The sequence below is a fragment of the Streptomyces sp. NPDC002566 genome (assembly GCF_042889585.1).
Lineage (GTDB): Bacteria > Actinomycetota > Actinomycetes > Streptomycetales > Streptomycetaceae > Streptomyces.
Genome location: NZ_JBIARD010000007.1, coordinates 336,157 through 352,251, shown reverse-complemented (window position 1 = coordinate 352,251; position 16,095 = coordinate 336,157). Strand labels below are relative to the sequence as shown.

General features: G+C 72.9%; 9 protein-coding genes and 1 pseudogene. 6 read left to right on the top strand and 4 right to left on the bottom strand.

Annotated features, from left to right (window positions below):
- Positions 1-218: 218 nt before the first annotated feature.
- Positions 219-971 (top strand): beta-glucanase, encoded by a 753-nt coding sequence (locus ACFYXA_RS28310; protein WP_352250894.1) that lies wholly within the window; start codon positions 219-221, stop codon positions 969-971.
- A gap of 11 nt (positions 972-982) precedes the next feature.
- On the opposite strand, the gene ACFYXA_RS28305 is transcribed toward ACFYXA_RS28310, so the two are convergent.
- Entirely contained in the window at positions 983-2,782 is a 1,800-nt protein-coding gene (locus ACFYXA_RS28305) for a hypothetical protein (protein ID WP_389037987.1), read from the bottom strand.
- Between the two features lie 101 nt (positions 2,783-2,883).
- Here ACFYXA_RS28305 and ACFYXA_RS28300 point away from each other — a divergent pair, with 101 nt between their 5' ends.
- Positions 2,884-3,828 (top strand): RNA polymerase sigma-70 factor, encoded by a 945-nt coding sequence (locus ACFYXA_RS28300; RefSeq protein WP_389037984.1) that lies wholly within the window; start codon positions 2,884-2,886, stop codon positions 3,826-3,828.
- 131 nt (positions 3,829-3,959) lie between these two features.
- A complete protein-coding gene (locus tag ACFYXA_RS28295) occupies positions 3,960-5,165 on the top strand; it encodes an NAD(P)/FAD-dependent oxidoreductase (RefSeq protein WP_389037981.1) in 1,206 nt (401 codons plus the stop codon).
- 8 nt (positions 5,166-5,173) lie between these two features.
- Here the strand turns inward: ACFYXA_RS28295 and ACFYXA_RS28290 are convergent, their stop codons facing one another.
- Positions 5,174-6,454 (bottom strand): IPT/TIG domain-containing protein, encoded by a 1,281-nt coding sequence (locus ACFYXA_RS28290; RefSeq protein WP_389037978.1) that lies wholly within the window; start codon positions 6,452-6,454, stop codon positions 5,174-5,176.
- A 154-nt stretch (positions 6,455-6,608) separates the two neighbouring features.
- Entirely contained in the window at positions 6,609-7,355 is a 747-nt protein-coding gene (locus ACFYXA_RS28285; protein WP_389037975.1) for an IPT/TIG domain-containing protein, read from the bottom strand.
- A 619-nt stretch (positions 7,356-7,974) separates the two neighbouring features.
- On the opposite strand from ACFYXA_RS28285, the gene ACFYXA_RS28280 reads away from it, so the two are divergent.
- From ACFYXA_RS28280 to ACFYXA_RS28270, 3 genes and pseudogenes are all read left to right on the top strand, one after another.
- Positions 7,975-12,978, top strand: coding sequence for an Ig-like domain repeat protein (locus ACFYXA_RS28280; RefSeq protein WP_389037972.1), 5,004 nt, complete (start codon positions 7,975-7,977; stop codon positions 12,976-12,978).
- An 80-nt stretch (positions 12,979-13,058) separates the two neighbouring features.
- On the top strand, positions 13,059-13,214 hold the full coding sequence (locus ACFYXA_RS28275; protein ID WP_352250882.1) for a DUF6131 family protein: 156 nt from the start codon (positions 13,059-13,061) through the stop codon (positions 13,212-13,214).
- 105 nt (positions 13,215-13,319) lie between these two features.
- Positions 13,320-14,511: pseudogene (locus tag ACFYXA_RS28270) on the top strand (spore photoproduct lyase family protein).
- An 18-nt stretch (positions 14,512-14,529) separates the two neighbouring features.
- Here the strand turns inward: ACFYXA_RS28270 and ACFYXA_RS28265 are convergent.
- Positions 14,530-16,089 (bottom strand): DUF4139 domain-containing protein, encoded by a 1,560-nt coding sequence (locus tag ACFYXA_RS28265; RefSeq protein WP_389037968.1) that lies wholly within the window; start codon positions 16,087-16,089, stop codon positions 14,530-14,532.
- Positions 16,090-16,095 lie beyond the last annotated feature (6 nt).

The window sequence follows — 16,095 nt, the reverse complement described above, 5'->3', positions numbered from 1 at the left end:
GGACAGAAGTAACCCCGCCGGCCGCTCCACAGGCCCTCGACGCCGGCGTCCCACCGTCAACTCGCCGCACCGCGCCACCGGATGACCCTGCCGACACATGCCCCCTCACCCGCCCGGGTGAATCACGGGCCCAGTCACGCGGCGCACCACATAACCGGGTCACGTGAGGGGAGAACACCGGCATGCGATGCAGTACCTCTTGACGGAGGGAGGCTGCGATGAGCGCAGTCGTCTTCACAGCTGATTTCGCCTCCGAGCGCCAATGGGTCGCCGGACGCTCCTGGGCCTATCCGGGCGGCGGTCCCACCAACCGGGGCGACAACAAACTCGACTACCTGACCGCGGACCCGTCGTACTCCCGCACCGGCACGTTCAGAGCCACGCGCAGACCCGACGGCCTGTGGGACACGGGCCTGCTGACCACCGAGGGGAGCGCCGACGGGTTCATGGTCCGCACCGGGGACCGCCTCGACGCCCGGGTGCGTCTGCCCACCGAAGTGGGCGCCTGGCCGGCGATCTGGACCTGGCGGGACGGCGACAACGAGGTGGACGTCTTCGAGTACCACCCCGACAATCCCGACCTGCTGGAACTGACCAACCACGTGCGGCCCGCGAACCGCTACCTGCGCGACCGGACCGTCCGCCCCGGCGGAATCGTCGATCTCAGCGTGACCTTCGGCCGGCGCAGCGTCGTCTGGTCGCTGAACGGCAAGCAGGTCTTCGCCGACGGACAGGGCGTCGGCCGCGAGTGGCGCGCTTACCTCATCGTCAACCTCTCGGTGTGCGCGGGCCGTTACCACCCGGCTCCGGGCCCCGCCACCACGAAGATGTCGTACGAGGTGAAGAGCCTCGTGGTGTACCGCACCCTCGACCGGTACTCCATCCCTGCCAGCGACGACCATGACCACGACGGCGAAGGCGACGGCGACACCGACGCCACGAGTCGGGAGACCTCACCGGAAGAGGTCTGAGCCACCGGCTCTCAGGCCGCCGGGCCCTTCCCGTCACGTATCGATTCCCACACCCGCGCGAACAGTTCGGGCAGTGCGCCGGGCAGGAGATCGAACTCCCGCACCTCTCCCCCGTCGGGGCTGAGCCGCGCCCCCAGCACGGGCGCCTTCCATGTCTCCATCGGCGGCAGCGGCTTCTTGGCCCGGGCCCACGGGCCGGGCAGGAACAGCGAACGTCCCGCACGGGCGCGACGATCCTCCACCGCCAGCCCCCGCGAGGCCAGTTCAGCAGCGGCCGTCCTGTGGCGGGCCGGCGTCCAGCCGTTCCAGCGCCGTACGTTGCGGTCCGACGGCACGGGCAGCAGCAGGAGTTGGAGATAGAGGACGGCGGCGTCCTCGGACAGTCCGAGGCCGGCGACGACGTCGGCGACCACCTCGGGGGCGCAGGCCCGCGGATCGGACTCGTAGCGCCCGGCGGGCAGGTCGTCGGCGGTGATGCGCGCCATGACGCGGTCGCAGGGGCCGCCCGTGAGCCAGTCCCAGCGCCGGCTGCCGCGGCTGCCGCGCATCACCCCCGAGTGCAGGATCCTGGCGGGCGAGTCCCCGCCCGCCAGGACCTTGCGCAACTGGCGGACGACCTCCGGCGCCCCGGCACGCACCGGATCGCCGGCCGGAAGGTCCGCGTACGCCCACGACAGGCCCGCGAAGACGGCCTCCACGAGGGTCTCGGAGTCGTAGGCGCTCATGACGTCCCACGCGGTGCGCAGTCGGCGGTGCTCGGGCGGGCACGGCCGGACCCGCAGGTAGAAACCCGACGGCAGGGTGGCCCGGGCCGGGTCGAGGAACAGGTGGCACAGATGGGTCGCCGGCATCCGCGTCCGCAGGGCGACCGCGGCCTGCCAGGTGCCGTACGGCGCGCTCGGGCCGGCGCCGTGCTGCTCGATCCACGCCTCGGCGGTGCGCTCAGCGACACGGGCGAGCCCGCCCGGCTCCCACAGGTCCGCCGGGTCCGCCGGCATCACGTCGGCCAGCAGATCGAGCCGGTCACCGTCGCGGAGCATCTGCAACTCGCCGCGCGCCGCATCGAGTTCGCCGACCTTGTAGCCCAGGACCGCGCGCTCGTGCTCGTCGAGGAACGGGGTGTAGTAGCCGCTCGCCCCGGGGTTTCCCCCCAGGACGAGGGCCGCGGCGGGGCGGCTCAGGCCGGTCGCCTCGCTCAGGGCGACGACGGCGTCCGCGTCCCAGGGGGCGGGCCCCCGCTCCCGGACCAGCTCCACCAGGCGCAGCAGTTGCCCGGGGTCGCCCCAGCCGCGGTGACAGTCCATGACGTCGAGCGGTTCCTCGGGGCGCGGGGCGGCCTCGCCGCCGGGCAGCAGCGCCTCGAAGTAGCGCGTCGTGCGCGCGGCCGGCAGATGCAGGCCGAACGAAGCGCCCCCGTCGTCGCGCACGCTGAACGAGGTCGTTCCGGCGAGCCGGCCCAAACGGAAACGGTAGGCCGGGTCGGCGAACGGCGTCCGCGCCCAGGTCCGCAGGAACTCCAGCAGCACCTCCCGGCGCTCCGGCCTCGTCGCCGGGGCGGCGGCCCGCAGCGCGAGCGCGCCCACGCGCCCTATGACCTCGGTCCAGCTGCCCGCCGCGGTCGGACGGACCTCGGCCTCACCCGGCCCGGGCGCCCAACTGCCCTCGATGAAGCGGCCGATGCGCGTGATCTCGGCGAAGCAGCCCGCGTGCCAGTGGCCCGCCGCCCCGACGAGACCCTGCAGAGCGGCGGGAACGGCGAACCGGTCCCACACGCAGGCGGCTCCGGGGGCGACCGTGTCGATCTCGTTCATGCCCCCGATCATGGCGGACGCCACTGACAACGCCGCCCTCACGGCCCCGCGCGAGGGGGGAAGAGGCGGGCGCGCACCCTCGTCCCGCTAGGATCCCGACCATGCCGCTGACCCTGCAGGACGTGGACCGGTTCGAGAGCGCGAGGCCCCGTCTGGAGGCCATCGCCTACCGCCTTCTCGGCTCCGCCGGCGAGGCCGAGGACGCCGTGCAGGAGACATACCTGCGCTGGCAGGCCGCCGACGTCGAGCGGGTCGAGGTCCCCGAGGCCTGGCTGACGAAGGTGCTCACCAACCTGTGCCTCAACCAGCTCGCCTCGGCCCGCGCGCGCCGCGAGACCTATGTGGGCCGCTGGCTCCCCGAACCGCTGCTGGACGGGGACCCGATGCTCGGCCCGGCCGCCACCGCCGAGCAGCGCGAGTCGGTCTCGTACGCGGTCCTCACCCTCATGGAACGGCTCACGCCGAACGAGCGCGCGGTGTACGTGCTGCGGGAGGCCTTCGACTACCCGCACCGCGAGATCGCCGAGATCCTCGACCTCAGCGAGGCCGCCAGCCAGCAGATCTTCCACCGCGCCAAGAAGCACATCGCGGACGGCAAGGCCCGCGCCGAGGTCGACGAAGCGGCCGCCCGCGCGATCGTCGAGGAGTTCCTGGCCGCCGCCACCAGCGGGCGGACCGAGCCGCTCGTGCGGCTGCTCACGTCCGACGCGGTCGCGGTCGGCGACGGCGGCGGGAAGGTCCCGGCACGGACCAAGGGCTTCGAAGGCGCCCTCGCGGTCGCGAAGTTCATGCGCGGCCTGTTCAAGCCCGCACCCGCCAAGCGCGCCCTCATCGGCGGCGCGGCCGACATGTACATCACGACGGCCAACGGCGGCCCCGCCGTCGTGGCGGTCGTCGAGGGCAGGGTCGTCGGCGTCATGTGCCTGGAGATCACCGCCGAGGGCATCGCGGCGTTCCGCAGCCAGGCCAATCCCGACAAGCTCGCGCGCGCGACCGAGGTGTGGGCCGCCGCCGATCACGGGGAGCCCCTGCTCCGCATGTTCTGACCGCGGTGCGGCCCACCGCCGACATGTGACGTGCTTCACATCTGCTTCCTGTCAGGAAACCGAGGGCTGCCCGGTTCAAGAGGCGAAACCGCGCAAGACCAAGGGCGGACCGCGCAGACAGGAGCACGCACATGCAGCACCGCATCATCGTCCTCGGCGCCGGCTACACCGGAGCGATCGCGGCCGGCCGTCTCGCCAGGCGGCTGCACCGGGACGACGTCCACATCACCCTCGTCAACGCCGAGCCCGACTTCGTCGAGCGGGTGCGGATGCACCAGCTCGCGGTCGGCCAGGAACTCAAGCCCCGGCCCTTCACCGAGATGTTCGCGGGCACCGGCGTCGAGTTGAGGCTCGCCCGGGTCACCGGCGTGGACGTCGACCGCAAGACCGTCGCCGTCGTCGACGCGGACGGCGCCGCAGGCGAACTCGACTACGACACCCTCGTGTACGCCCTCGGCAGCGGCTGGGACGACCTCGGCGTCCCCGGCGCCGCCGAGCACGCCCACGGCGTCGCCGGCCGCGCCGACGCGCTCCGGCTGCGCGACCGTCTGGCCGCCCTGGACGCCGGAGCGCCGGTGGTCGTCGTCGGCGGCGGCCTGACCGGCGTGGAGGCCGCGACCGAGATCGCCGAGGCCCGCCCGGACCTCGACGTCGCCCTCGCCGCCCGCGGCGGCCTCGGCGACTGGCTCTCGGCCAAGGCCCGCGGGCACCTGCGCGAGGTCTTCGGCAAGCTGGGCATCACCGTGCACGAGCACACCGCCGTGACCCGCGTCGAAGCCGACCGTGTCGTCACCGCCGACGGCGAGGCCGTCCCCGCCGCGGTCACCGTGTGGACCACCGGTTTCGCGGTCCACCCGATCGCGCGGGCCACCACCCTGGAGGTCACCGAACGGGGCCAGATCGTGGTCGACGGCACCATGCGCTCCGTGTCGCACCCCGACGTGTACGCCGTCGGCGACGCGGCATGGGCGCCGGGCCCCGACGGAAAGCCGCTGCGCATGTCGTGCGCCTCGGGCGTCCCCGCCGCCTGGCAGGCCGCCGACGCCATCGCGGCGCGCCTGACCGGCGGAAAGGTCCCCGAGCAGTCGATCCGCTACTTCAACCAGTGCGTCTCGCTGGGCCGCAGGGAAGGCCTCATCCAGTACGTCACCGCCGACGACCGAGCCGTCGACGCGGCCCTCACCGGCAGGCTCGCCGCCCTGTACAAGGAACTGGTGTGCAAGGGCGCGGCCTGGGGCGTCGCCAACCCGACCCTCGGCATGCCGGTACGCCGCCGCCGTGTCGTCGCACAGGAGGCGGCGGACCGCAGCGACACGCCGGCGAGGGCGTCCGTCTGATCTCCGGGTCAGATGACGGGGGCGTCGGTCCGGGCGTAGATCAGGCCGTTGCTGGTGCCGGCCGGGGTGACGACCGTGACGGTGACAGGACCCGACGGGCCCGCCGGGGCCACGGCCGTGATCTGGGTCGGCGAGACCACCGTGAACGAGACGGGCGTGGCGCCGAAGCGCACGCTGCTGGTCATGGTCAGGTTGGCCCCGGTCAGCGTGACGACGGCCCCGGCGTGCGTCGGCCCCTGCGTCGGCACCAGAGAGCTCAGCGAGGGCGCCGCGAGGTAGGCGTAGGCGAGGGGATTGCTGGTGCCGCCGGCGGTCGTCACGGTGACGGCGGCCGCGCCGGCCCCGTGCGCGGGGGCGACCGCGGTGATCTGCGTGCTGCTGTCGACGGTGAACGAGGTGGCGGCGATGCCGTCGAACCGCACCGCCGTCGCGCCGAGCAGATCGCTGCCCGTGAGCGTGACCGTGGTGCCGCCCGCCGTCGGCCCGAGGCCGGGGGTGAGCGCGGTCAGCGAGGGCGCGGCGGCGAAGAAGAAGTACGCGCTCGGATTGTCGGGGTTGCTGGTGCCACCGGGTGTCGTCACGGTGACGGCGGCGGCGCCGGCCGCGTGCGCGGGGGTGACGGCGGTGATCTGGGTGGCGCTGTTGACGGTGAACGAGGTGGCGGCGACGTCGTCGAAGCGCACCTCCGTCGCACCGGTGAAGTTGGTGCCCGTCAGCGTCACCGTGGTCCCGCCGGACGCCGGGCCCTGACTCGGCGACAGGCCGGTGACGGACGGGGCGGTGAGGTAGGTGAAGGTGAGGGCGTTGCTGGTGCCGCTGGGTGTCGTCACGGTGACGGCGGCGGCGCCGGCCGCGTGGGCGGGGGTGACCGCCGTGATCTGGGTGCTGCTGTTGACGGTGTACGAGGTGGCGGCGACGCCGTCGAAGCGGACCGCCGTCGCACCGGTGAGGTTGGTGCCCGTCAGCGTCACCGTCGTGCCGCCGGCGGGGAGTCCTTGGCCGGGCGAGATGCCGGTCAGGGTCGGAGCCTGCGTCGCCGCGTAGGTGAAGGAGACCTGCTGCGCGCTGGTGCCCTGGTTGGTGGTGACCGTCACGACGACGGTGCCTGAGCCCGACGGGGCCACCGCGGTGATCTGCGTGCCGCTGTTGACGGTGAATGAGGTCGCGAGCTTCGTCCCGAAGCGGACGGCGGTGGCGCCGGTGAATCCGGTGCCGGTCACGGTGACGGTGGTGCCGCCGGCGGCCGGCCCCTGATTGGGGCTGACCGAAGAGACCACAGGGGCAGCCATGGTGATGTACTCCTTGAGGCAGGCGAACGGGGGAGAGCAGTCACGGACGACGGGCCGGCTCGGGGCGCGGCCGCGTCGGGGCCCGCCCGGGCGGAGGGGGACTGCCGCCCGGACGGGGTTCACCGCCTCCTCGGGGCGGGAGGCTGACGGGCGGTCAGATGCCGGGGCCCGCCACGTAGGTGAAGGCGTCGGTGGCGGTGTCGGAGCCGGCGGGGTTGGTGACGACGACGTCGACCGCCCCGGCGGTGCCGGGCGGGGTGACGGCGGAGAGGGTGGTGGTGTTGATGACGGAGAAGGGCGCCGGGACGCCGTCGAAGGTGACGGAGTCGGTGGTGTCGAGGTTGGTGCCGGTGATGGTGACTGCGGTGCCGCCGGAGGTGGGTCCGGAGGTGGGGGTGACGGTGGTGATGGTCGGGGCGTCGACGTAGGTGTAGCTGAGGCCGTTGTTGGTGCCGCCCGCGGTGGTGACCGAGACGGAGACGGGGCCCGCGGCGGCTCCGGCGGGGACCGTGACGCTGAGGGAGCTGTCGGAGTTGACGGTGGGGGTGGCGGTGACTCCGCCGAAGGAGACGCTGGTGGCGGTGGACAGACCGGTGCCGGTCAGGGTGATGGTGTTGCCGCCGGCGAGGGGCCCGGAGGTGGCGCCGAGGGAGGACTTGAAGGGGGCGCCGACGTAGAAGAAGGGGACGGGGTTGCTGGTGCCGCCGGGGGTGGTGACGGTGACGCCGACGGTGCCGGTTCCCGAGGGGGAGACGGCGGTGACCTGGGTCGGGGAGACCTGGGTGATGCTCGTGGCGGACTTGGTGCCGAACTTGACCGAGGTGGTGTTGGCCAGGTTGGTGCCCGTGATGGTCACCAGCGTGCCGCCGCCGGTGGATCCCTGGTTCGGAGAGATGGGCATGGCAGTACTCCTCGCTGCTCGATGGGGACACACGAGGAACCGGCGAGAGCCCGACGGACGGCGCCACAGGAACACGATCGTCCCGTGGGCCAACAGAAAACCGGCGACAGCCGCCCGTCAGATTTCCCCGGCTCGGGGATGGGCGGCCCGCCGGTTCACACTCTCAAGTCACCCATAGGGCCGACTCAGTGACAAGAGTCCGTCAAGCGCATCACCCGAACGGAGTACTCGCAGGCTCCGTCAACCGCCCCCGCCCTGCCGGATACTCCGTTCGGGTGATGCGAATTGACGGCTCTTGTCTGCGAGTTGGGGCCTATGGGTCACTGGGAGGGCGAACCGGCGGGCTGCCCATCCCCGTGTCGGGGGACGTGAGACAGGCAGCCCTGCCGGTTTCTTCTTGTCCACGCCGAAGACGCGAGGCGTCGCGGGCCATGGGCCCGAACCCTCTCCAGGCGCCTTCACCCACCTCGCCGGTCCCGGCAACCGACCCGCCCTTCGAGCGACGGCCCACCGTCCGCCACCCCGGTGGGCCGTCCAGGCGCCCGCCCCGCGGCCCCCGGGCCGCACGGGCGGGCGCCGCCGGCCACAGAACCCGTTCGTCAGAAGGAGGGGACCGCCCGTGTCCGTCGATCTGCTTCCGTACCCGCGAGCCGTGAGCGTCACCGTCCCCGCAGACCCGGTCGCCGCCATCCCGGTGGGCGACGGTCCCCTCGTCATCGCTTTCGGCCGGGCCGGCCGCGTGGGTTACGTGACGAACTTCGACTCGGGCACGGTCACCGTCCTGGACCCCGTCACCCGGACCGCCACCGCCACCGTGACCGTGGGTTCCGGCCCCTGGGGAGTCGCCGTCAACCCCAACGGGAGCGAGGCGTACGTCGGCAACTTCGACTCCGGGACGGTCAGCGTGATCGACGTCCTGACGAACACCGTCACCGCGACGATCGAGGGGATCTCCGCACCGGTGGGCGTCGCCTTCTCCCTGGACGGCGCCCATGCCTACGTGGTGAGCCAGGACACCGACAGCCTCGTCGTGCTGGACACCGCCACGCGCACCGTCCTGACGACCGTGGCGGTGGGCAGCACCCCCTACAACGTCGTGATCTCCCCCGACGCCGCCCCCTACGTCTACGTCAGCGACTTCGGCAGCGGCACCGTCACGGTCGTCGACATCTCGACGTACACGGTCGCGGCCACGATCGGCGGCTTCGCCAACCCTCGTGGTATCGCCGTCAGCATCGACGGACAGCGACTGTACGTCGCCGACCAGAGCGGCGGCACGGTCAGCGTCGTGGACACCACCACGTACACCGTCGCCACCACCATCGGCGGCTTCGCCGCCCCCGTCGCGATCGCCATGGGCCCCCGTGGAGCGCTGGCCTACGTCACCGAGAGCGGCTCGGGTTCGGTCGTGGCGATCAACCTGGCCACCCACACGCGCGCCGCCACCGTCACCGGACTGAGCGCACCGAGGGGGATCGTCGTCACCCGCGACAGCCGGCACCTCTACGTGGTCGACAACGGCGCCGACACGGTCGTCGTGCTGAACATCCCGGTGCCGGTCTCACCCGACCAGGGCCACACCGGGGGCGGCGACCTGGTCATCCTCAGCGGAAAAGGCTTTCTGCACGCCACTCAGGTGCTGTTCGGAAGCCGCCCGGCCGATTCGTTCACGGTCGTGGACGACTTCACCATCAACGCCGTCAGCCCCGCCGGCACCGGCGTCGTCCCGGTCAGGGTCATCATCGCCGGCGCCACCCACCCCCTCGGCGCCTTCTTCTATCTCGACACCCCGCGCGTCCGCGCCGTCTCGCCCTCCACCGGGCCCAACACCGGCGGCAACACGGTCACCGTCACCGGCATCGGCCTGTACACCACCCGGGAAGTACGCCTCGGATCCACCAGCGTGTACCCGACCGTCGTGTCCGACGCCCGACTCGTCTTCACCGCGCCCCCCGCGCCGCCCGCCCCGCCCGGGCCCAGCATCCGGGTGCCGGTCGTGGTCACCACCCTGGGCGGCGTCGGCAGGGGCCCGACCTACACCTACCTCGACCCGCCCACGACCACGACCCTGAGTTCCTCTGTCGAGGTTCCGGTCGTCGGAGAGAGAGCGACGTTCACCGCGGCCGTCGCGCCCGTCGCCCCCGCCACCGGCACACCCACGGGCACGGTCTGGTTCGACTTCGGCGACGGCAGCGTCCCCGTCACCGCCGTGGTCGTGGACGGGCTGGCGACGGCGACGCACGCCTACTCCGGCACCGGCGGCAGCCCCTACACGGTCACCGCCGCGTACAGCGGGGACGACGACTTCGCTCCGTCGTCGGACACCGCCGAGCAGACGGTCGTGCGTGCGCCGACCTCGACGTCCGTCCTGTCCTCACCGGAGCCCTCCGCCCCCGACGGGGACGCGACCGTCACCGCGCGGGTCATCGTGGCCGCCCCCGGTGTCGGACAGCCCACGGGCACGGTGACCGTCGACTTCGGCGACGGCTCACCGACCGTCGTGGAGCCCCTCGTCAACGGGCTGGCCACGGTCGTCCACACCTACCCGGCCGACGACGCCGACTACACGATCTCCGCCGCCTACAGCGGGGACACCGACTTCGAGCCGTCGGGCGATGTCAGCACCCACCGGGTGCGATCGACGATCCAGATCACTACCACGACGGTGGCCTCCGCACCGGATCCGTCGACGACCTGGCAGCAGGTGTCGTTCACCGCCACCGTCACCGCCGGGTCGGGCACGCCGACCGGCACCGTCCTCTTCGACTTCGGCGACGGCACAGCGTCGGCGCCGGTGCCCCTGTCGCAGGGAGCCGCCGTCGCCACCCATGTCTACACGTCCGGATCCGGCAGCCCCTACCCCGTCCTCGCCACCTACGCGGGCGACGGCGCGACGTTCAGCTCCTCGGTGGGACACGACTTCCAGACGGTGAACCCCTCATCCACGTCCACCACGCTCAGTTCGTCACCCGACCCGTCCGTGACGGGCGAGGCGGTCACCTTCACCGCGACCGTCGCGGCGGACGCTCCGGGGGCCGACGTGCCGACCGGCACGGTGGTCTTCGACTTCGGCGACGGCACACCGCCGGTCGCCGCACGCGTCATCGACGGCACCGCCCAGGTCGCCCACACCTACGCGGCCGCCGGGTCCTACCCGGTCACCGCCGTCTATGACGACGACGACTTCACCGGCTCCTCCACGACGGCCACCCACACCGTGGGCCAGGCTCCGACGATCGTCGAGCTGACAGCCGTGCCGGCTCCGTCCCTGGTGGGGGAGGCGGTCACCTACACCGCCGTCGTCGCGCCCGTCGCGGCCGTCACGCCCTTCGCCCCCGGGGCCGGCGCCCCGACCGGCACGGTGACCCTCGACTTCGGCGACGGCACCACACCCGTCACCCTGCCGCTCACGGACGGCGCCGCCGCCACCACACACGTCTACACGAGCGCCGCCGGCAGCCCGTACCCGGTCACCCTCACCTACAGCGGGGACGCGGACTTCGCCGGCTCCACCGCGACCGAGGACCACAGGGTGCGCCGGACACTGACCCTCACCACCGTGACCGCGGCGCCGAGCCCGTCGGTGGTCGGCGAGACCGTCACCATCACCGTGACGGTCGACCCCGCCGGGCCCGTCGCCCCCGAGACCGGCCCTCCCACCGGCACGGTCGTCCTCGACTTCGGCGACGGCACCCTCCCGGTCACCGCCGCCCTGACCGGCGGCAGCGCCACCGTCACCCACGCGTACACCTCCAGGACCGGCAGTCCGTACACCACGACCGCGACGTACAGCGGAGACGTGGACTTCGTCTTCTCCACCGGCACCGACCTCCACGCCGTGGACCGGGCGCTCACCACCACGACGGTGACCGCGTCACCGGACCCCTCGGTGGTGGGTCAGCCGGTGACGTTCACCGCGACCGTCGCGCCGGCCGCGCCGGGGGCGGGCACGCCGACCGGTACGGTCACCTTCTTCCTGGGGGACGGTTCCACCCCGGCCACCGCCACCTTGACGAACGGCACCGCCACGGTCACCCGGGCCTACACCGACCGCAGGGACGGCCCGGACACGGTCATCGCCACGTACAGCGGCGACACCGACTTCGCGGGCTCCAGCGGCACCACGGTCCACACCCTGAACCGGACGTCGACCACGACGGCGGTGAGCTCGTCGCCGGATCCGTCGGTGGTGGGTCAGCCGGTGACGTTCACCGCCACCGTCGCGCCGGTCGCGCCCGGGGCGGGTACGCCCACCGGCACGGTCAGCTTCGACTTCGGCGACGGCACGAACCCGGTGACCGTCACCCTCGTCGACGGCGGCGCCGCCATCACCCGCCCCTACACGGCCAGGACCGCGAGTCCGTACACCGTCACCGCCACCTACGGCGGGAACATCTCGTTCGCGGGCTCCAGCGGTACGGACACCCACACCGTGAACCGGGCGTCGACGACGACGGCGGTGAGTTCGTCGCCGGATCCGTCTGTGGTGGGTCAGCCGGTGACGTTCACCGCGACGGTGGCTCCGGTCGCGCCGGGGTCGGGCACTCCGACCGGCACGGTGAGCTTCGACTTCGGTGACGGCACCTCGCCCGTCACCGCGACTCTGGCGAACGGCGTCGCGACGGTCACCCGTGCCTACGCGGTCAGGACGGGCAGTCCCTACACGGTGACCGCCACGTACGGCGCGACCGTGAACTTCGCCGGTTCCAGCGGTACGGACACGCAGACGGTGGACCGGGTGTCGACGACGACGTCGGTGAGTTCGTCGCCGGATCCGTCGGTGGTGGGTCAGCCGGTGACGTTCACGGCGACGGTGGCGCCGGTCGCGCCGGGGTCGGGCACTCCGGCCGGCACGGTGAGCTTCGACTTCGGTGACGGCACCTCGCCCGTCACCGCGACTCTGGCGAACGGCGTCGCGACGGTCACCCGTGCCTACGCGGTCAGGACGGGCAGTCCCTACACGGTGACCGCCACGTACGGCGCGACCGTGAACTTCGCCGGTTCCAGCGGTACGGACACGCAGACGGTGGACCGGGTGTCGACGACGACGTCGGTGAGTTCGTCGCCGGATCCGTCGGTGGTCGGCCAGCCGGTGACGTTCACCGCGACCGTCGCTCCGGTCGCCCCCGGGTCGGGCACACCGACCGGCACGGTCAGCTTCAACTTCGGCGACGGCACCTCGCCCGTCACCGCGACCCTGACCAACGGCGTCGCGACCGTCACCCGTGCCTACACCGTCAGGGCAAGCGGCGTGTTCGCCGTGACCGCCGCCTACATCGGCAGCAACGGCTTCGCCGCCTCCAGCGGCAACGACACCCAGACCGTGAACCGGGCCCTGTCCACCACCAGCGTCGTCTCCTCCCCCGACCCGTCGAACACGGGTCAGAAAGTGACCCTGACGGCGACGGTCACGGCGGTCCCGCCGGGAGCCGGCGTCCCGACCGGCACCGTCACCTTCACCCTCGGCAACCGCTCTCCCGTCAGCGTCACCCTCGTCAACGGCACGGCCACCACCGTCCACAACCCGTTGGGCCCCGGCACCCACGCCGTCACCGCCGTCTACTCCGGCAGCACGGAGTTCGCGGGCTCCACCGGCACCGACACGCACACCGTCACGAACTGACCCGGAGGGCGTCCCTTCCAGGCGACAAACGGCCTTCGCAAGCGCACAGTTAAGGAAGGACTACAGCAGCGGAGGCCACCGTGATCGTCCTCGGCATCATCCTGCTCATCGTCGGCTTCATCACCGGCGTATCCATTCTGTGGACCATCGGCATCATCCTCGCCGTGATCGGCCTGGTGCTGTGGGTCCTGGGCGCGGCCGGCCACGCGGTCGGCGGCCGTCGGCACTACTGGTGAGGACCGCGGGAAGACGACCGTGGTCGGGGCGAGCAGCCTCCGCACGTCGTCTGTCGGCCGGGCCGGGCCGCCGGCGTGGACGAAGGGCGCGGGGAGGTGGTCGGTGTGGCGTCCGACGACGGCCCCGACACGCTCTTCGGCCTCGACGCGCTCGATCCGGGGCCCGCGGAGCCGGACACCGGCCGACCGCGGGCCCCGGCCGCGGTCCGGCCGTCCTCCTCCCGTGACTCCGCCGCCGCACGACGCCTGCTGCCCGTCCGTGAGATCTACGCCGAACCCGCCGCAGCCGCCTCCCCGCGCGGCCGGCAGATCCTCGCCCGGTTCCCCGGCGCGCGGGTCGTCGGGGTGGAGTCCCACTGGCGCATCCCCGGACTGCACGGCAACGAGGGCAATGTCGAACGCTGGGTGAGGGTGAAGGGCGAGACGCTGGTCCTCGGCGAGCGCAAGTCGCTGAGCACGCGCCCCAACGGCAGGTCCGCGGACTGGATCGCCCCGGGCGCCTCCAACGGCTGCGCGATGGCCTGCGCCTACTGCTATGTGCCCCGCCGCAAGGGGTACGCCAACCCCGTCACCGTGTTCACCGACATCGACCGGAATCATCGCCCACATCGGCCGGCACATCGCCCGGCAGGGCCCGAAGCCCGAACCGAACCAGTGCGACCCGACGGCATGGGTGTACGACGTCGGCGAGAACGGCGACTGCTCGGTGGACGCCCTGATCAGCGACAACACCGCAGATCTCGTGCACGCCTTCCGGCTGTGGCCGACGGCCAAGGCGTCCTTCGCGACGAAGTTCGTCAACCCCGACCTGCTCGCACTGGACCCCCGCGGCCGCACCCGCGTCCGGTTCTCGGTGATGCCCCCGCAGGACGCCCGGCTGCTGGACCTGCGCACCTCCCCGGTCGCCGACCGGATCGCCGCCGCCGCGGACTTCCTGGACGCCGGGTACGAGGTCCACTTCAACCTCTCTCCCGTCGTCGTCCGCCCCGGCTGGGAGGAGTCCTGGACGGAACTGCTCGACCACCTCGACGACGTCCTGCCCGACCGGGTGAAGCGGCAGGCCGCCGCCGAGGTGATCATGCTGACCCACAACCGCGACCTGCACGAGGTCAACCTCGGCTGGCACCCCCGCGCCGAGGACGTCCTGTGGCGCCCGGACCTTCAGGAGACCAAGCGCTCCGGGAACGGCGCCCTGAACGTCCGCTACGAGGCGCGCGCCAAGGCCCGCGCGGTCGCCCGGCTGCGCGAACTGATCACCGCCCGCGCCCCGTGGCTCCGCGTCCGCTACGCCTTCTGACACGCCGCTCCGCGCGGCTCACAACCCGGTGACCTTGGCGCTCGCCGACACCTCGTAGACCAGGGTGACCGTGCGATGGCCGTCGGGCGGGAGGGGGACGTCCCAGCGGACGATACCGTCCGCGTCGACCTCGGCGGGCGGGGGCGAACAGGCCTCCTTGCGCAGGCGGACCTCGACCGCCGACACCTCGGAGACGGGGATGCGCTCGCGCAGGGTCACCGTCCGCTCGTCCCGCTCCCCGGGAGCCGAGAACCGGGACAGGTGCAGCCGGACCTTGTGGGTGGTCACCGTCCGCTGGGTGAGTCCGGCGGTGGCGTGGGACTCCTCGGCGTGCCGCACCACCCGGTGGTCGTCGCGGCTGCCGAAGGCCAGTTCCACGGGTGCGCCGGGCGCGGCGAAGTCCAGCGCGCCACGGCCGCTGACGCCGCTGCCGCGGACCAGGTCCACCGGCCCGGCGAGCAGCGCGTGCCCGGACAGGTTGTCGAACCGTGCCGTCTGGGTGACCAGCGGGGACAGCTCGGCCGCGCACACGTACTCGCTCCTCGCGGTCGTGCTGAAGGAGGAGAGCGGCAGCCGGTGGGCGCGGCCGTCCGCCGGCACGGAGACCGGCGAGGGGGCGTGCAGCACCCGGGCCTCCCCGCCGTCGGCCAGGCCGGGCAGACCGAGCACCGGGGTGGGACCGAGGTCCCCGACCTCCTCCTCCCGCAGCTCGACGTCGACCGTGCGGCGCTCGGCGGCGGTGCGGTCCTTGAGGGTCAGCCGGTCCTCGCGCAGGGTCGGCGGCTCGGCGGCCAGCGCCGAGCGGGCCGTCGACAGCGTCAGCCGTACGTCCGACCAGTCCTCGCCGGTGCGCTGCCAGACCATCGCGTCGGTCTCCAGCGTCAGCCGGTCCCCGTCGAGCACGGCCCGGTAGGCGGGACGCCACACCGCACACGAGGTGAGATGGCTCAGCCGCAGCTGCGCGGGGCCGGCCACCGCGCTCTCCACGGTCAGCTCGACATGCCCCACCAGCTCGGCGGGCTCCTCCTCGGCGAGGTCCATCGCCGTACGCACGTCCGAGAGTTCGGCGTCGAGAGCGGCCAGCCGGGCCTCGGCGGCGCGCAGTCGCTCCTCGTGCGTGTCGCGCTCGGCGTCCACCCGGTCGAGTTCGCGAGCCCAGCGGGCCCCGTCGGTCTCCCCGAGGCCGGCGCCTTCGCCGATCTCCCTCAGCAGATCGGCGGCGAGCCGGCCGAGCAGGTCAAGGCGGGACCGGAGCCGGTCGCGGCGCTGCCGGAGGGCGACCTGCTCCTCTTCGAGGGCGTGCGCGCGCTGCCGGAGGGCGGAGTCGTCGTCGGCGGCCCCTGGCCCGCGCGGGGTCCAGGCGCGGACGATCCGCGCGTCCAGCACGCTCGCCGGGTGGCCGGCGGTCAGCTCGGCGTGCAGGGTGCGGTCGACGGCCAGCGCGCTGACCGGCCCGAGCCGCAGCCGCCGGACTCCGGCCTCCAGGTCGAGCACGACGGTGCGCTCGACGTGGGCGCGGTCCTCCAGGCAGGTGACGGCGGTGACGGGGAGGGCGATCGGCTTCGGTGCCGTGGACATCGTGGT